We start from the raw sequence: 16,780 nt of genomic DNA, 5'->3' as shown, positions 1-16,780 counted from the left end.
CGGTACCGCCAAAGGAAACCAGCGGCCTGCATCGGCCACTGGTCCCTGATTCAGACGTTCCTCACCAATGGTGCAGGAGCGATCAACCGCGCGGCTTGCGGCGAGGGGCCTGTTCAAGCTGCTGGACGCGGCCTTCAATCTGATCCAGACGCTGGTTGGCCTGCTGTGCGGATTGATTGGCGGACTCGGCGCTCTGGGCTGCGCCCTGCACCTTCGTGTCGAGCTGATCAAGGCGTGAGTTGATCGTGGCGAACTCGTCCTTGTACGTGGCGCAGGAGCTGAGGCCTACGGTAGCGATGATTGCCACAGCCAGCGTACGCGCCGTCGTCAGTTGCTTTGTGGTCATAAACATTGCGGTGCCTCCTTTGTCTGGGGTGTTCGGACTATAGCGGCGTTTTTGCCAGCGCCATGACCGGCATTCAGTTGAAGCTGGGAGACGTGGAGGGAGCGTGATGACGGCTTACCGCGGGCGTGATACAAGACGCAGCCTTCCGCTCAAGGCGGAAGTCAGGACGGGGCAGCTTGGTTGATCAGCACTGCGCCTGCCCAGCGACCGATGAATCGACGGCCGCAGCGGACGCCAGCAGACCCGCACTCAGCGTTGTTGGTAAATGACCAGAATCCTCCGATCACTACGCCAATCAGCGCACGGCCGATCATGTTGACCGGGTAGTTCGGCGCCAAGGCAACCACCAGGCCGGATACCGCCATCAATGCGGTGAGCATCAGAAGCGCCGTTCGCCTGTTAAGGTTTCCGGCCATCGGGAAATCGACAGGCCGACAAGCACGGCGACGGCCCCCTGAGATCACCATGCCGTACGTCGACATGGCCGTGATGGGCGTCGGCTATCCTTCTCACCTTGACCAGAACACGGAATAAACCGCATGGCGTCCATCGATGTGCGCGCTGGATGTGCCCTTTGCCGCGATGCGAATCCGCTGCAGTTCGACTTCAGTTACGCATTCCAGCCCATCGTGGATGTTCATGCACGAAAGGTGTTCGCACATGAAGCGCTGGTGCGCGGCCCTGCCGGGGAACCGGCAAGCTCGGTACTGTCACGTATCACCGCGGACAACCGCTATTCGTTCGACCAGGCCTGTCGCGAGAAGGCGATCCGGATCGCTGCGTCGTTGAATCTGCCGTCCCATCTTTCAATCAATTTTCTGCCCAATGCAATCTACCGGCCCGAGGTGTGCATCCGCTCTACGCTTCAGGCCGCGGATCGGCATGGCTTTCCGGTTGAGCGAATCATCTTTGAGACCGTTGAGGGAGAGCAGGTCAGCGATGGCAAATGGCTGGCTGAGATCCTGAGTGAATACAAACGGATGGGCTTCAAGACCGCGATTGATGATTTCGGGGCCGGGTTTGCCGGTCTGAACCTGCTGGCCGATTTCCAGCCGGACATGGTCAAGCTGGACATGGCGTTGATCCGGGGCATCGACCAAAGCGCGTCACGCCGTGCCATCGTGGCCGGCGTGGTACGCATGTGCGGGGAATTGGGTATCGACGTGATTGCTGAAGGTATAGAAACCGGTGATGAGGCGAACTGCCTGTCCGATCTCGGCATCCGGCTGATGCAAGGCTACTGGTTCGGCCGCCCGCAGTTCGAGGGCGCTGCGCGGGAAGCCGACATACCCATGCATCCTGCATGAGGAGCGGGCTCCCTGCTTACCTGACGCGTAGATCGCAGGCGCGTAGGAACAGCGCGGCCGTTGCATGACTGTCAGGCGCTCGCCTGCGCCCTTGAGGCAAGCCATGCTCTGCAAGAAGGAGGCTGACAAACCGCTCCCCGTCGCCGGAGCAGGTCGAGCCGACAGAAACGCGCTCAAAGGCCTTTTCCGCCAGATCGAGATACGGTTCCAGCACCGTGCTCCAGCGTTCCCGGTAAAGGTCGATGCCAGGACCGGAGCGCAACAACGATCTGCAGAATGCCAGACACGAGGGGTTTGCGGCCAATCGTTCAATGCCGCCGGCGATGCACATCAACGCGTCGCCAAGATCGGTGCCCGCAGGCAGGCTGAGCTCGCCTGACGTCATGGATGCCAGATGACCGTCCATGACCGATGTGTAGAGACGCTCCTTATCACGATAGTGGGCATAGATCGTCACTTTGGTGACACCACAAACGCTGGCGATTCGCTTCATCGTGGTGCGCTCAAAGCCGTCCTCCGCGAAGACGGTACCGGCCGCGTCCAGGATGCACTGCCGGCTCTGCGCCCTCGCCCGCTTCCAGCGCAACGCGGTTCTGCTTGGGAAGGTGGGTGACTCAACCGTGCTCATAGACGTGTTCACAGGCGCCGGAATACTGCACTGGCATTCACGCCACCAAAGCCAAAGCCATTGGTCAGCGCAAAGGCCATATCGGCATGACGAGGCTCCCCGGTGACGATCGACAGCCCTTCCGCCAAGCGATCTGGGCTGAGGAGGTTGAGCGTCGCTGGCGCGACCTGATCGCGCAGCGCGAGCACGGTGAAAATGGCCTCGATGCCGCCAGCCGCCCCGAGAAGGTGGCCCGTGCTGGACTTGGTGGCAGAGATCAGAAGATCGGGGCGGGAACCGAACAGCGCCCGCATCGCCGCGAGCTCCGCCCGATCACCCACCTGGGTGGACGTCGCATGCGCATTGATGTGATCAACCTGATCCGGCGTAATACCCGCCTGCGCCAGCGCAATTTCCATCGCCCGCCGCGCGCCACTGCCGTCGTCGGGGCCGGCCGTCAGATGGTAGGCATCAGAGGTTGTGCCGTAGCCCACCAGCTCGGCAAGCGGCTTGGCACCACGCGCCGAGGCGTGATCCAGACGCTCGATCACCAGCAACCCTGCCCCTTCGGACATGACAAACCCGTCCCGCTGCTCATCAAAGGGGCGAGATGCAGCTTCGGGCGCGTCGTTGAACGACGTGCTCAACGCCTTGGCCGCCGCGAAGCCGCCGAGGCTGACCCGGTGCATCGCCGCCTCGGCACCACCGCACAGCGCGATGTCCGCCTCACCTGAGCGGATCAGGCGCGCAGCATCGCCGATCGCCTGGACGCCCGCTGCGCATGCCGTGACGGGTGCGCCCTGCGGACCCTTGAACCCGTAGCGGATCGATGCCTGCCCTGCCGCCATGTTGGCCAGAAAGGTGGGCGCAGTAAACGGTGACAACCGACCAGGCCCACGGCTTTCGGTAGTGTGGACCGCATTGACGATCGATCCAAACCCGCCGATTCCAGTGGCAATCACGGTAGCGGTTCGCAGCAACCCCCGCTCATCAGCATCACGCCACCCCGCCTGCGCAAGCGCTTCGTGGGCAGCGACCAGCGCGAACTCAACGAACCGATCCATCTTCTTGAGATCTTTCGGCGCGATGATCCCGGTGGAATCAAAGCCCGCCTCCGGATCTTGAACGCGGTCAGGCACGCGGCCGCCTACTTCGCAGCCGGTTCCCGCCGCAAGATCGGCACCCAGCGACCCGATCCCGGAGCGCCTCGCCAGGAGGCGCGACCAGACGATCTCGACCCCGCAGCCGAGTGGGCTGACCACGCCCATTCCGGTCACCACGATGCGGTCTTTGTCAGCAATGCTCATGAATCACTTCCCATATAAAAGAGGTCCGGGCCAATGTCAGGCAACGGGGGTCTTTTCCGCTCGGACCTTGAACCAGATGGCATACATCGCCGGAAGGAAGGCCAGCGTCATCACGGTGCCGGCGATGGTGCCGCCGATCAGCGTGTAGGCAAGCGTTCCCCAGAACACCGAATGGGTCAGCGGAATGAAGGCAAGCACCGCAGCCAATGAGGTCAGGATCACCGGGCGCGCCCGGTGAACGGTCGCCTCGATGATGGCGTGGAAGGTCTCCATCCCAGCTTCTTCGTTCTCGTGGATCTGCCCGATGAGGATGAGCGTGTTGCGCATCAAGATGCCCGACAACGCGATCAATCCCACCAGCGCGTTGATGCCGAATGGCTGCTGGAACAACAGCAACGTCGGCACAACGCCGATCAGCCCCAACGGACTGGTCATGAAGACCATGATCATTGCCGAGATGGACCGCACCTGCAGGATGATGATCAGCAGGGTCACCGCCAGCATGATCGGGAACAGCGGCAGCATGGCGCTCATTGCCTTGCCCGATTCCTCGATGGAACCGGCCTGGGCAATGGCGTAACCCTCTGGCAGAGCAGCAATGAGCGGCTCAAGCTGCTTGCTGATCGCGGTGGATACATCCGGTGGTTGCAACGCATCGTCAATGTCACCCCGCACAGTGATGGTGGGCACCCGATCACGACGACGCAGCACCGGCTCTTCCATCCGAACCTCGACCGTGCCGATCTGGGAAAGGGGCACGCGCTGGCCAGCAGCCCCGACCAGGGTGAAGTCCGCAATCCGCGCAGGATCCAGGCGCGTGTCCCCGCCTGAGCGAGCAACAACCTCGACGGTGCGGATGTCCTCACGCACGGCAGTGACCGGCACCCCGCTCAGGAAGAACTGCAATTGTTGTGAGACGGATGCCGACGTCATCCCCATCGCCTGCAGACGGTCCTGATCCAGGGTGAAGTGCAGCGTCGGCGTGCGCACGCCCCAATCGGTATTCACAGTGCGCATCATCGGGCTGGCGTGCAGGGTCTGCTCGACCTTGGCCGCAATCCCACGGATGACATCCGGATCCGGGCCACTGACACGGTAGGCCACCGGATAGGGCGAGTAAGGCCCAAACACCAACTGGGTCACGCGCACCCGCGCCTCGGGCGCCAAGCCCTCGGCCACGGCCTGACGGAGTTTGGCTTTCAGTGCATCGCGCTGTTCCTGGCTGTCGGTGCGAACCACGATCTTGGCAAACGCCGGGTCCGGCAGTTCCGGGGAAATGGCGAGGTAGAACCGGGGCGCGCCCTGACCGATGTAGGCCGTGACGATCTTCGCTTCTTCCTGCCCAGCGAGCCACTGCTCCACCTTCCTGGTGGCCAGGCTGGTCTGTTCGATGGCGGTGCCGTAGGGCATCTGCACTTCGACCAACACCTCCGGACGGTCGGAGATGGGGAAGAACTGCTTCTTGACCAGCCCCATGCCCACCACAGAGAGCACGAACAGCGCGATCACCGATCCGGCGGCAAGCCACTTGCGCGCAATCACGCGCGCCAGGATTGATCGGAAACGGTGGTAGCGCGGCGTGTCGTAGAGGCTGCTGTGCCCGCCTTCCACGGTCTTGAGTTCAGGGAGAAGCTTCACCCCCAGGTAGGGCGTAAAGAACACCGCGACCACCCACGACACGATCAGCGCGATGCCCACGATCCAGAACATGTTGCTGGTGTATTCGCCCGCGGTTGACCGGGCAAAGCCATTGGGCATGAAGCCCACCGCCGTCACCAGCGTGCCGGCGAGCATGGGCGCTGCGGTATGACTCCAGGCATAGGCCGATGCCTTGACCCTGCTGTAGCCCTCTTCCATCTTCACTACCATCATTTCGATGGCAATGATGGCGTCGTCAACCAGCAGACCGAGCGCGAGGATCAACGAGCCGAGCGTGATGCGGTCAAAGTTCTTGCCGGTGGCGGCCATGACCAGGAACACCGCGGCCAGCGTCAGCGGCACGGCTGCCGCCACCACGACACCCACCCGCCAGCCCATGCTGACAAAGCACACCAGCATCACCACCAGCAGCGCGGCGAAGAACTTCATCATGAACTCGTCAACCGACGCGCTGATGTTCACGGCCTGATCGGTGACCTTGTCCAGTGCCATGCCCACAGGAAGCCCGTCATTTATCTTCTTGACCTCCGCGTCGAGGGATTCACCAAGATCCAGGCCATTCCAGCCGTCACGCATGACGATACCCAGCAGCATGGCCGGCTCGCCGCCGTTGCGGATCATGAAGGTCGATGGATCCTCATAGCCCCGCTTGACGGTGGCAATGTCCTGCAATTTGAGGGTCTTTCCCTGTGCAACGATGGGCGTATCGCGAATCTTGTCCAACTGATCCAGTGCGCCATCGAGGCGAATGAAGATCTGTGGGCCCTTGGCCTCGACCGAGCCTGCGGAGGTCAGGGCATTCTGTCCGTTCAGCGCTCCGAAGACCTCCTGTGGCGTGATACCGAGGTTCGCCAACCGCTCGTGGGAAAGCTCCACATAGATGCGCTCGGATTGCTCACCGATGATGTTGACCTTTTTCACGCCAGGAACGTGCAGCAAGCGCTGACGCAGCGTCTCGGCATCACGCGCAAGCAGGCGGAACGGCTCACCCTTCGCTTTCAGTGCGAACAGAGCGAAGGTGACGTCCGCATATTCGTCGTTGACCATCGGGCCGATCACGCCTGCGGGCAGGTTCGCCGCTTCGTCATCCATCTTTTTGCGCGCCTGATAGAACTCCTCCTGCACCTCCGAAGGCGGCGTGCCGTCCTGCAACGTCAGCGTGGTGAAGGACAGCCCAGGCCGCGTGTAGGTTTCGCTGCGGTCATACCAGCGAAGCTCCTGCAATCGCTTTTCCAGCTTCTCGGCGACCTGGTCCTGCATTTCGGTGGGCGTAGCGCCAGGCCACGCCGTCACGATGGTCATGACCTTGACCGTGAAAGCAGGATCCTCAGCGCGGCCGAGCTGGAAGAAGGACACGATGCCGGCCACGGAGATCAGAAAGATCAGGAAAACAGTGATGGCGCGCTCGCGCACCGCAAGCGCCGACAGATTGAACCCACTCACTGATGGGCTCCGTTTGCAGCGGTGGTCTTGGCGCTGTCAGCCAGGCGAACCACCTGCCCTTCGCGGAGCATGTGTGCGCCAAGCGCCGCCACGCGATCAGAGGCCTTCAATGCGCCTTCGACCAAAGCATGATCATCGCCCAGCTGCTTGACGGCGACCGGCGTCCAATGAGCTTTGAGCGGCTCACCGTTGATTACCCATACGCCCGTTCCGGTGCCAGGATCGAACAGTGCGCCCAGCGGAACCGCAACTCCGGCCGAGACGCCGACAGCTGCGGCGCCTGCAAGCTCTACGGCCACCGTTGAACCCAGCGGCAATGGGGTGTTGCCCTCTTCCAGCGTGTAACGGGCTTCGAAAGTTCGGGTGGCGGGGTCTGCCGATTGAGAGAGCACGCGCAACCGTGCCGGGATCTTGCCGCTTCCCCCAAACGAGGACGCCGAGGCCACGGAGCCGATCTGGGGACGAAGCGTCTCTGGGAGCTGAACAACTGCTTCCCTGCTCCCAGCGCGGGCAAGCCGGGCGACAATCTGCCCCGCCGCCACAACCTGACCGGGCTCAGCGGAGATGGCCATGACCATCCCATCGGAATCTGCAACGAGCGCGGTGTATTGACTGGCATTACGCGCTACCCGGGCTTGCGCTTCGGCCGCGTTGAGCTGTGCCGTTGCTGCGTCTGCCCCCGCTTTGATCTGATCATAGGCCGACCGGGACACGACACCCTTTGCCGCCAGATCTCGATACCGCGCTTCGTCGGCAATGGCCTGAACGCTTTGCGCACGGGCCGCAATCACCGCTTGCTGCTGAGAGGCCGCTGCCAAGTTCAGATCGATCGGATCAATCCGGTAAAGCACATCGCCACGCTTGACCGTTTGCCCGGTCTCGACGAGGCGTTCAGTGATCTTGCCACCCACTCGGAAAGCGAGATCGCTCTGCACCCGCGCGGCGATGGTCCCCGTAAACGTGCGTGCATTTCCGGCGCCTGCTTGGACCTGAGCAAGCCGGACGATAGGCGGCGAAGTGCGGGGGTCGATTTCGTCAGACTTTCCGCAGGCTACAAGGAAAAGCGGAGCGACACAGGAGATGGCTACGACTACAAAGCGGCGACGCATACGGCCTTCCGGAGTGGGATATCCGGACGCATTCTGTTCCTAGTGACCGCTTTCGTCAATAGTCACAACCGTTGAGGTGAAAGGCTCCTGAGAACCAGCTCCTGCAAGGCTTTGGGCGATTCTTCGTGCATGACCGACACGTGTGGAAGCGTCACCGGATTCAGATACGGGACCAGGATCTGGTACACCGCGCGACTGGTCTGATCGAGCGGTGTCTGGGTCTCAAACGCCCCGGAGGCGCGGCCATCTTTCAAAATGACCTCGACAAGCTGCCGGATGCGGCCTTGGTAGGCCTGGGTCGACGGCCATTGATCCGTCGCGGCCGCCACAGCGATTTCATAGAGGCGGCGATCCTGGAGAAACAAGCGAAGACTGGCCTCCACGATGGTGGTGAAGAGCACCCGCAGCCGATCGGGCGCAGCGTCTACTCCCCGCAAGGCCTCATGTACATCACTTTCGATCTGGGCGAGGCAATTGGCACAGATGACCTCTCCGATCGCCTGCTTCGAGGCGAAAAACTTGTAGATATAGGCCTTGGAAAAGCCAATCGCCTTGGCCAGGTCGGACACCGTGGTCTTGTCGTAGCCGTAATGGCTGAAATGCGCGGTGGCAGCCTCGATGATCTGCGTGCGCACATCGTGCTCAGCGGGGCCGCGCCCGGCGTCCAGTGCTGCGGAGGGTGAAATAGACATCGGGCAAGGGTAGCGCCGTGTGCCGATGCGGGCAAACAGCTACCATTCGAGTATGGGGTCACGCGCGCCATGCACTGCACACCGATCACACCGCCACATGCCCGGTTCCGTTCTTCCATGTCCGGTTAAGGCCAGAAGCAGACATCCAAGACGTCGTCCGACTATCAACAACCACCTTGGCGCTTGACTGCTGCGATCAGTTAGTAGACTCCTGCTGTCGGGTCTATGATCAGTTGCGCCTTGTTGGTTACGCACCACTGTGCAAGCTCACTTCTAAGCTCCAGCCAAAGGTGCTCGGCCCATGAGGGCGCCGCTCTCTTGAACGCATCTTCAGTTGGGAGGTAGGCAGTAAGAATTCCCATTGGCAACTCAAGGACGAACGTGCCGCCCGGCCCGGTGCAGACCAATTCTTCCTTCCACCTTGCCCTGAACTCGAAGACGGACATTAGCACCCAGCCTCTTAATATTTGAACGCACAGGACAGATTATCCCATTAATACCCGGCATCCTCTGGGTCGATAGCCAACAGTAGCACTGGCGGGTTGCTAAGGTAGTCCTCATATCAGCTTTCGGCCAAGAGCAGCCGTTCCCAGCAGACAGTCAGGCCGAGCCGCAAAGCGGCGTCGCCTTGAATGAATTCTTAGATCCGCTCACAGGTGGACTCGACAGCCGCATCTTTGTAGATGGAGTTGACTGGAATGGAGCGCGAGTGCGTGCCATTGAACTCAAGGATCCGAGATTCATAGACGGACTTCTTGGCTAGCTGCTCATCTTGCGCCCTCTGCCCGGCATCCTTGGTGATCGATGGATCTGATGCCGAGAGAAACTCGACATGGTTGATCCGAGACCTCACGACGTCACCGACAAGCTCCCACGTGCCGCTACTGCGATCTTGGAGTGCGAGAGGAGCCTTACCTGGAGCGGAGATCACGCTACGGGAGTGACCAGTGAAGGTGCCGTCCGGAAGCTTGGTGGTTTCATCAGTTACCGTGACAGTGAAGCCTGGTCCCTGCATGACAGTTGGGCCGCACCGCCAAGTGCCAAAGAAATCTGATGGACTGAGGGGCGACGTCGCTGCCGCTGCGGAGCCGGCAGCGACGAGAAAAATGGCAGCTGCACATTTTCGATGCATTTTTGCTCCAAGCGCATTCAACTCCGGAATCAAGCCGACTCGCGTAGCGAGTGAAGTCCTTGGGCCCGGAAGCTGGATCTTAGGGCGGCTGGGTGCAGCTAACAAGCCAGCGTCTAGCCGGTCCCCGCGATCGTAAGCTCCCCCGGCACCCAGCCTTGCGGATCGTCGATGCCTCGTTGATCATCCTGTGCCCGCTCACTTCCGCGGGTGCGCCTGCACTACTTCGTACGTTTCACCGGATGTCCATCGCACGCAGATCGGCCATCCCCTGAAATCTGCGCAAGACCCTGAATGCCACTACCCGCATGGAATGCACAATGTCCCCCTTCCCCCGTGCGTTGGCTGTCCTGCTGAGCGTGTGCCTGCCGGCGGCGGCCCAGGCCGAACCTGTTTTCTTTACCAGTTATGGCGATTTCTACCGGTCACTCGGCGGTGCCTTGTTTCCGGAATCGGGAACGTCGCTGGGCATGCCTTGCACGGAATCACCCCGGAACTGCATCTGGGTGACCTCCATGCACCAGGCGCTGCGCCGGTACGACCAACCGTTGTGGACCACGCCCGGCGATCTGCCCATGATGCCGCCCAAGGGTGGCCTCGATGTTGCCTTTGATGGCCAAGCGTTGATGGTGGGGACGCGGCGCTGGCCACTGAGCCGTGCTGTGAGCCTGGCGTCATCGCACTGGCGCAGCGAGACGGCGATCGACCCGGAGAACCTGACGGCCGTAACGGCCTGGCAGCGCGGCACGTCGGTTTGCCTGGATATGCGCTATTCCAGCAGTGGCACAGCCGTCCGCTACACAGTGGTGCTGTTGTTGCATGGTGAGCGCCTGTACACGCTGCCACCGCTGTTTGCCACGTGTGCAGCCGTACGGAAGGCGCCCCATGGCGGCTTCAGCTATCCGAGCAACACCTACCTCGGTGCTGAGCAGGAACACCCTCGGCCCGGCCTGCAAGTGGACTATGTGTTGCCCGATGGCAAGACACGCATTGCGCGCTACTTGCTGCGCTTTTCCGATCAGGGCAATCCCTACCGCTTTGAAGCAACACGCGGCGAATGACCGTGATGCCAGTCACCGCATCAGGGCGGTGCCGCTGACGGCGGCGGGGAATCGGGTGTTCGCGGGGAAACCCCTAGCGGTGTCTGTTGGGCACACCACCCAGCCGCGCCAGCACGTCGTCCCGGCACGCATCCAGGATCTCGTCCGCCAGCGGCGAGTCGTCCGGGCAGGACCTGGACAACACCATCGCGCCGACAGCCTGGGCCATCAAGGCGATACGCCGCGCACGCGCCTGTTCGGACCTGGGGCCGTCTGACTGGCCTTCCGGGTAGTGGCGGGATACGCCCAGCTGCGCCTCGATACCTGCCGCGAAGGCCGCCTTGACCGGATCCGGCTGACGCGACGCGTCGGTGCACAGCGCTGACATGGTGCAACCCTGGCCTGGCGCGTCACGATGCTGCCGGGAAAGGTAGTGGCTCATGAAGCTCGCCAGGTCCATGTCGGCCGCGGCATCGGCCGATTTTTCCAGGCCGCAGCTCGCCGCCTCCGCCATCAGGTCGGCCTTGGAGCCGAAGTGCTTGTAGAAGCCGCCATGGGTAAAGCCGGCGGCCGCCATGAGGTCTGCCACGCCCACACCGTCGTAGCCCCGCTCCCTGAAAAGGGTGGAGGCGGTGTCGACGATGTGCGCCCGGTTGGCCTGCGCCTGTGCCTTGGTGACCTTCATGACTCGTTGTCTCTTGACGCTCTGCCGCGATAGGCCCGCAGTTTACCAAGTATAGATGGCCATCATCATCAAACCATTGACACCTAAGATTACGATCGTCATCATTGCAGCGCTTCCAGGCGCCGCCACTGCCGGCCCGCCCGCGCCACCCCCTCAACGACCACGACCCCGCACCCGCCATGACGACCTCGACACTCTTCCAGCCCTACCCCTTGGCCCGCTGACCCTGGCCAACCGCATCGTGATGGCACCGCTGACGCGCAACCGCGCCGGTGCCGGCCTGGTGCCCGGTCCGCTCGCCGCCACCTACTACGCCCAGCGCGCCTCGGCCGGCCTGATCATCACCGAGGCCACCCAGATCTCGGCGCAGGCCCAGGGCTACCAGGACACCCCGGGGCTGTACACCCAGGATCAGATCGATGGCTGGCGCAAGGTCACCGACGCCGTGCACGCGCGCGGCGGACGCATTTTCGTGCAGCTGTGGCACGTGGGCCGCATCTCCCACGTGGATCTGCAGCCCGGCAACGCCGCGCCGGTGTCCGCCTCGGCCATCCGTGCACAGACCAAGACCTTCGTCCACAACGGCTTTGTCGATGTGTCCGAGCCGCGTGCACTGGAGATCGACGAACTACCGGCCATCGTCAACGACTTCCGTCAGGCCGCCGCCAATGCGATCGCCGCCGGGTTCGACGGCGTGGAACTCCACGGTGCCAACGGCTACCTGCTCGAACAGTTCATCAAGGACGGCGCCAACCAGCGCACCGACGCCTACGGCGGTTCGATCGAAAACCGTGCGCGCCTCCTGCTGGAGGTCACGGCCGCCGTAGCAGCCGAGATCGGTGCCGATCGCACCGGCGTGCGCCTCTCGCCGGTCTCCCCGGCCAACGCCATCGCGACCATCAGCGATCCGCAGCCGCAGTACGACTACATCGTCGATCAGCTCAGCGCGCTGGGCATCGTCTACCTGCATGTGGTCGAAGGCGCGACGGGCGGCCCGCGCGATGTCGCCCCGTTCGACTTCGACGGCCTGCGCCGCCGTTTCACCGGCACCTACCTGGCCAACAACGGTTATGACCGGGAACTGGCCAACGCGCATCTGGCCAGTGGCAAGGCCCACCTGTTCGCCTTTGGCCGTGCCTTCATCAGCAATCCGGATCTGGTCGAACGCCTGAAGACCGGCGCGCCCTTGAACCCCCTGAATCCGGCCACGTTGTATGGCGGCGGCGCGGAAGGCTACACCGACTACCCCGCCCTGACCGCCACGCTCGCGCAGTAACTCCGTCGCCATCGCCACGCTGCATCCCCAATGCCCCATTACTTTTCAAGAGACACACCATGAGCCTGCTTCCTGCTGTCCTCATCACCGGCGCCTCCAGCGGCATCGGCACCGTTTACGCCGAACGATTCGCGCGCCGCGGCCACGATATTGTCCTGGTCGCGCGCGACACGGCGCGGCTGGACGCACTGGCCGCGCGCCTGCGCCACGACACCGGCGTTGCCATCGACGTACTTCCGGCCGACCTCACCCAGCGCGCCGACCTGGCCGCCGTTGAAACCCGCCTGCGCGACGATGCCCGCATCGGCATCCTGATCAACAACGCGGGCATCGCCCAATCCGGTGGCTTCACCGAGCAGTCGGCCGACAGCATCGAACAACTGATCACGCTGAACACCCTCGCCCTGACCCGCCTTGCCGCTGCCGTTGCACCGCGGCTGGCCAGCGCCGGCGAAGGCGCGATCATCAACATTGGCTCGGTGGTTGGCCTGGCGCCGGAGTTCGGCATGTCCGTCTACGGTGCGACCAAGGCGTTCGTGCTGTTCCTGTCGCAGGGACTGAGCCTGGAGCTGTCGCCCAAGGGCGTCTATGTGCAGGCCGTGCTGCCCGCGGCGACACGCACCGAGATCTGGGAGCGGGCCGGGATCGACATCAACACGCTGTCGGAGGTAATGGATGTCGGCGAGCTGGTTGATGCGGCGCTGGTCGGCTTTGATCGCCGCGAGACCGTCACCATTCCACCGCTGCATGTGGCCGAACGCTGGGACACGCTGGACGCATCGCGTCAGGGCCTGCTCTCGGACATCCGGCAGGCGCAGGCGGCGGAACGCTATCGCCCCACCGAGTGAAGCCCTGACCCCACAGGTACGCGACCATGACGCTTTCCAGCACGCTCCCCGAATCCAGGCACGGGTTCGAGAATGCACCAACCGGCTCGCTGGAGGTCGATGGCACCCGGTTTGCATACCGCGAACTGGGGCCACGGCACGGCATCCCGCTGGTCATGCTCAACCACTGGGGTGCGGTGCTCGACAACTTCGACCCGCGCATCGTGGATGGCCTGGCCAGCAGTCATCGCGTCATCGCCATCGACTACCGTGGCATTGGAGGATCAGGTGGGAAAGCACCGCTAACCGTCGCGGAAATGGCGCAGGACACGATTGCGCTGATTCGCACGATGGGCTTGGGCTGCGTCGATCTGCTCGGCTTTTCGCTCGGCGGCTTCGTCGCGCAGCAGGTGGTGCTGGACGCGCCCGACCTGGTGCGGCGGCTCATCCTGACCGGCACCGGGCCGGCGGGTGGCCGCGGTATCGACCGGGTGGGCCGCGTGTCCTGGCCCTTGATCCTCAAGGGCCTGCTGACGCGGCGCGATCCCAGGTACTACCTGTTCTTCACCGCCAGCGCCCGCAGCCGACAGGCAGCCACCGCGTTCCTGCAACGCTTGAGGGAACGCGCGAATGATCGCGACAGGCCGGCCTCACCCGGGGCGTTCCTGCGGCAACTGAAGGCGATCACCGCGTGGGGCAGGCAATCGCCCCAGGACCTGGGCGACATCCGCATCCCGGTACTGATCGCGAATGGGGACAGCGACATCATGGTCCCCACGCCCAACAGTGGCGATCTGGCGCACCGCATTCCCGATGCGACGCTGGTCCTCTACGACGACGCCGGTCATGGCGGGATATTCCAGTATCACGCAGAGTTTGTACGGGACGCGCTGGCGTTCCTCGATAACTGATGCACCCACCACCCCCCTGCCCCGCAGCCCGACGGCATCCCTCAACCAGAGACACACCGCCCATGAAAGCCTTCGACCGTTATGGCAAAAAGGAGACCGGCGGCATCGGTGACGCGCCGCAGCCGCCCCTGCGCGATGACGATGTTCTCATCCGTGTGCACGCGGCCAGCGTGAATGCACTGGACACCAAAATCCGGACAGGCGAATTCAAGTTGATCCTGCCCTATCGCCTGCCGCTGGTTCTGGGCAACGATGTGGCTGGGACGGTGGAGCGTGTCGGTGCCGGCGTACGTCAGTTCAAACCGGGCGACGAAGTGTATGCACGCCCCGACGATGATCGCATCGGCACCTTCGCCGAGTTCATTGCCATCAAGGCAACCTCTGTCGCCCTCAAACCCGGCAACCTGGGCATGGTGGAGGCCGCCTCGCTGCCCCTGGTCGCACTGACCGCATGGCAGGCGCTGGTCGAAACCGCCCAGCTCAAACCAGGCCAGAAGGTCTTCATCCAGGCCGGCTCCGGCGGCGTCGGGACGGTGGCGATACAGCTGGCCAAACATCTGGGCGCTTTCGTTGCCACTACCACCAGCACGGCCAATGTCGGGTGGGTAAAGGCATTGGGGGCGGATGTCGTCATCGATTACAAGCAGCAGGATTTCGCCACCGAACTGGCTGATTACGATGTGGTGCTCAACAGCCTCGGCAAAGATGAGCTGACCCGCTCGCTGAAGATTCTCAAGCCGGGCGGGCATCTCATCTCCATCTCCGGGCCGCCCACGCCCACCTTTGCCACTGCGCGCGGGCTGGCTTGGCCACTCAAGCAGGTGATGCGCCTGCTCAGTCATGGCATCCGCAGCAAGGCCGAGCAGAAGGGCGTGACCTACACGTTCGTGTTCATGCGGGCCAGTGGGCAGCAGTTGGGCGAGATCACCTCGCTGGTGGAGGTCGGTGCGATCCGTCCGGTCATCGACAGGGTCTTCCCGTTCCAGGAGACCCAGAGCGCCTTGGCCCATGTCGAGAGTGGCCGGGCCAAGGGCAAGGTGGTGGTGGAGATGCGGTAGGTCGCAGGCGATCCAGAACCTCTTCTACCTGCGGTTAGCACCTTCCTTCAGGCTCGTCAGACGCCAGCCGTCAGAGTCCTTCTCCAGTTGCCAGCCCTCGCTGAGAGCGAGGGTCCAGCCTGGTCCTGTCCAGTTCGAAGCACCACCAGCAAGCGCGCCGCCGCCCAGGGTCACAAGCGTCCAGTCTTTCGACAGCAACGCACCAGATTCCGCCGTCAGCTCGCCCCATTCGTCGCGCACCGTCAGCGGCGTATAGACGGTTCCCGATTCGCCCAGCGGAAAGAGCGTGCGAGGATCGAACGACGCGGAGGGCTTGCTCAGTGGCAGGCGAACTGCATCACTTCCGAGGAACCGTTCCCGATACACGGCACTGCGCTGCGCCCGGATCGCTGCGCGCTCCTGCTCCTGGGCACGCACCTCCTCCATCTCATAACGGCGACCGACACGTTCCGCGCCGGTCGCGGTGATCGGAGTGCCCAGGTATTTGGCCAGCAGGCCAGGCAGGTCAGAGGCAGGCGACAGGCCGTTGCGCCAGTGCGGCGACCACCGATCCAGCAACATCGCGTACGCCGGCCCGGTCACGTAGGCTGCCGAGCGTACGAAGCTTGGTGAGGCATCCGCCGCAGCCAGAGACTCCACCAACGCCGGCACCACGTTCCCCCCGTTGGCAGCAGCCGCGACCCGGCGGCCTGTGTATTCGGCAAGGCCCTCATTGCGCTCAACCCTCGCCTCTTCCGCCAGCAAGCGGGCGCCCGATGCCGAGCCCGCCGAACGAAGTGCGCGGAATCGCAGCGCTGCGGCGACATGCGGCCGGGCATCACGATCATCGTTGGCGGACAGTGCCTTCGCCAACGCACGCATCTCCAACCTCAGCGCCATTCGGCCAAGCTCACCATCAAGATGCGCTGTGTCGCCTTCGGAAGCCGAAAGACCAAGCACGGCCTGCACGCAGTGCCATTGCTCATGCCAGAACAGCGTCGCGAGTACGTCGTTGTCTGTGGGCAGCGGCAGCATCAACAGGACGTTGGCGGCGCCGTCGATATCAATGCATGTATTCGCAGGCGGCTGGTCCTTCCGCAGAGCAACAGACTCCACATCCCCCGTGGCGACGTTTCGACGCCAACTCGTTCCGGTAGCGCGGTCATGCAGCACCACAGGGGCATCCATCGGAACTCCCCAGAGTGCCTCTGCTGCCTGCTTCGACGCGGGCATCTGCGCAATCGTCGTCACGCGTTGCAGCGCCTCTTCCAGCCCAGACGGCTGCGCCGCTCCCGCTGCCGCAAATGGAATCATGCCAGTAACGGCAATCGCAACGCTACGAAACTTGGCTATAGACATCCGTGTCATCTCAGGCGCGTCTCCTTGACGGTGGGATACCGGACAT

Annotated in this window: 14 protein-coding genes and 1 pseudogene; 6 read left to right on the top strand and 9 right to left on the bottom strand. The window is 63.2% G+C overall.

All coding sequences use genetic code 11. The features are described 5' to 3' along the window. Positions 1-82 precede the first annotated feature (82 nt). The gene (locus AC13F7_RS12705; RefSeq protein WP_483000812.1) at positions 83-352 is read right to left on the bottom strand and encodes a hypothetical protein; all 270 of its coding nucleotides are present in this window, start codon (positions 350-352) and stop codon (positions 83-85) included. 155 nt (positions 353-507) lie between these two features. After that, positions 508-726, bottom strand: a complete 219-nt coding sequence (locus tag AC13F7_RS12700) for a hypothetical protein (RefSeq protein WP_483000810.1) — start codon at positions 724-726, stop codon at positions 508-510. A gap of 168 nt (positions 727-894) precedes the next feature. Here AC13F7_RS12700 and AC13F7_RS12695 point away from each other — a divergent pair, with 168 nt between their 5' ends. Next, positions 895-1,653, top strand: coding sequence for an EAL domain-containing protein (locus tag AC13F7_RS12695; protein WP_481470249.1), 759 nt, complete (start codon positions 895-897; stop codon positions 1,651-1,653). 16 nt (positions 1,654-1,669) lie between these two features. On the opposite strand, the gene AC13F7_RS12690 is transcribed toward AC13F7_RS12695, so the two are convergent. The 5 genes from AC13F7_RS12690 to AC13F7_RS12670 form a co-directional block, all read right to left on the bottom strand. After that, positions 1,670-2,281 carry a TetR/AcrR family transcriptional regulator gene (locus tag AC13F7_RS12690; RefSeq protein WP_481470231.1) on the bottom strand — a complete coding sequence of 204 codons (612 nt, stop codon included), beginning with the start codon at positions 2,279-2,281 and terminating at the stop codon, positions 1,670-1,672. Between the two features lie 8 nt (positions 2,282-2,289). Beyond that, positions 2,290-3,567, bottom strand: coding sequence for a beta-ketoacyl-ACP synthase II (gene fabF, locus AC13F7_RS12685; protein ID WP_483000808.1), 1,278 nt, complete (start codon positions 3,565-3,567; stop codon positions 2,290-2,292). A 36-nt stretch (positions 3,568-3,603) separates the two neighbouring features. Continuing rightward, positions 3,604-6,669 (bottom strand): efflux RND transporter permease subunit, encoded by a 3,066-nt coding sequence (locus AC13F7_RS12680; RefSeq protein ID WP_483000806.1) that lies wholly within the window; start codon positions 6,667-6,669, stop codon positions 3,604-3,606. Further along, the gene (locus tag AC13F7_RS12675; protein ID WP_483000804.1) at positions 6,666-7,778 is read right to left on the bottom strand and encodes an efflux RND transporter periplasmic adaptor subunit; all 1,113 of its coding nucleotides are present in this window, start codon (positions 7,776-7,778) and stop codon (positions 6,666-6,668) included. The genes AC13F7_RS12680 and AC13F7_RS12675 overlap by 4 nt, the downstream gene beginning before the upstream one ends. A 62-nt stretch (positions 7,779-7,840) precedes the next feature. Then, positions 7,841-8,470, bottom strand: coding sequence for a TetR/AcrR family transcriptional regulator (locus AC13F7_RS12670; protein WP_483000802.1), 630 nt, complete (start codon positions 8,468-8,470; stop codon positions 7,841-7,843). Positions 8,471-9,919: 1,449 nt separating this feature from the next. On the opposite strand from AC13F7_RS12670, the gene AC13F7_RS12665 reads away from it, so the two are divergent. Then, the gene (locus tag AC13F7_RS12665; RefSeq protein WP_483000799.1) at positions 9,920-10,660 is read left to right on the top strand and encodes a hypothetical protein; all 741 of its coding nucleotides are present in this window, start codon (positions 9,920-9,922) and stop codon (positions 10,658-10,660) included. 73 nt (positions 10,661-10,733) lie between these two features. Here AC13F7_RS12665 and AC13F7_RS12660 read toward each other — a convergent pair whose 3' ends face one another. Continuing rightward, entirely contained in the window at positions 10,734-11,324 is a 591-nt protein-coding gene (locus AC13F7_RS12660) for a TetR/AcrR family transcriptional regulator (RefSeq protein ID WP_483000797.1), read from the bottom strand. 179 nt (positions 11,325-11,503) lie between these two features. On the opposite strand from AC13F7_RS12660, the pseudogene AC13F7_RS12655 reads away from it, so the two are divergent. The 4 genes and pseudogenes from AC13F7_RS12655 (at position 11,504) to AC13F7_RS12640 (ending at position 15,396) form a co-directional block, all read left to right on the top strand. Continuing rightward, a pseudogene (locus tag AC13F7_RS12655) lies at positions 11,504-12,600 on the top strand (alkene reductase). Between the two features lie 59 nt (positions 12,601-12,659). Further along, positions 12,660-13,448, top strand: coding sequence for an SDR family NAD(P)-dependent oxidoreductase (locus AC13F7_RS12650; RefSeq protein WP_483000795.1), 789 nt, complete (start codon positions 12,660-12,662; stop codon positions 13,446-13,448). 26 nt (positions 13,449-13,474) lie between these two features. Then, positions 13,475-14,338, top strand: coding sequence for an alpha/beta fold hydrolase (locus AC13F7_RS12645; protein WP_483000793.1), 864 nt, complete (start codon positions 13,475-13,477; stop codon positions 14,336-14,338). 62 nt (positions 14,339-14,400) lie between these two features. Further along, on the top strand, positions 14,401-15,396 hold the full coding sequence (locus AC13F7_RS12640; protein WP_483000791.1) for an NADP-dependent oxidoreductase: 996 nt from the start codon (positions 14,401-14,403) through the stop codon (positions 15,394-15,396). A gap of 24 nt (positions 15,397-15,420) precedes the next feature. On the opposite strand, the gene AC13F7_RS12635 is transcribed toward AC13F7_RS12640, so the two are convergent. Then, entirely contained in the window at positions 15,421-16,734 is a 1,314-nt protein-coding gene (locus AC13F7_RS12635) for a serine/threonine-protein kinase (RefSeq protein ID WP_483000789.1), read from the bottom strand. Between the last annotated feature and the right edge of the window lie 46 nt (positions 16,735-16,780).

The sequence above is a fragment of the Stenotrophomonas sp. K-6 genome (genome assembly GCF_056861555.1).
This window is presented reverse-complemented; position numbering and strand designations above follow the sequence as displayed.

What these genes read in the sequence shown, in the direction of transcription:
- fabF (WP_483000808.1), bottom strand. Translation starts at nt 3,567, where the DNA reads ATGAGCATTGCTGACAAAGACCGCATCGTGGTGACCGGAATGGGCGTG.
- AC13F7_RS12645 (WP_483000793.1), top strand. Translation starts at nt 13,475, where the DNA reads ATGACGCTTTCCAGCACGCTCCCCGAATCCAGGCACGGGTTCGAGAAT.
- AC13F7_RS12690 (WP_481470231.1), bottom strand. Translation starts at nt 2,281, where the DNA reads ATGAGCACGGTTGAGTCACCCACCTTCCCAAGCAGAACCGCGTTGCGC.
- AC13F7_RS12665 (WP_483000799.1), top strand. Translation starts at nt 9,920, where the DNA reads ATGTCCCCCTTCCCCCGTGCGTTGGCTGTCCTGCTGAGCGTGTGCCTG.
- AC13F7_RS12635 (WP_483000789.1), bottom strand. Translation starts at nt 16,734, where the DNA reads ATGTCTATAGCCAAGTTTCGTAGCGTTGCGATTGCCGTTACTGGCATG.
- AC13F7_RS12660 (WP_483000797.1), bottom strand. Translation starts at nt 11,324, where the DNA reads ATGAAGGTCACCAAGGCACAGGCGCAGGCCAACCGGGCGCACATCGTC.
- AC13F7_RS12670 (WP_483000802.1), bottom strand. Translation starts at nt 8,470, where the DNA reads ATGTCTATTTCACCCTCCGCAGCACTGGACGCCGGGCGCGGCCCCGCT.
- AC13F7_RS12675 (WP_483000804.1), bottom strand. Translation starts at nt 7,778, where the DNA reads ATGCGTCGCCGCTTTGTAGTCGTAGCCATCTCCTGTGTCGCTCCGCTT.
- AC13F7_RS12705 (WP_483000812.1), bottom strand. Translation starts at nt 352, where the DNA reads ATGTTTATGACCACAAAGCAACTGACGACGGCGCGTACGCTGGCTGTG.
- AC13F7_RS12640 (WP_483000791.1), top strand. Translation starts at nt 14,401, where the DNA reads ATGAAAGCCTTCGACCGTTATGGCAAAAAGGAGACCGGCGGCATCGGT.
- AC13F7_RS12650 (WP_483000795.1), top strand. Translation starts at nt 12,660, where the DNA reads ATGAGCCTGCTTCCTGCTGTCCTCATCACCGGCGCCTCCAGCGGCATC.
- AC13F7_RS12700 (WP_483000810.1), bottom strand. Translation starts at nt 726, where the DNA reads ATGCTCACCGCATTGATGGCGGTATCCGGCCTGGTGGTTGCCTTGGCG.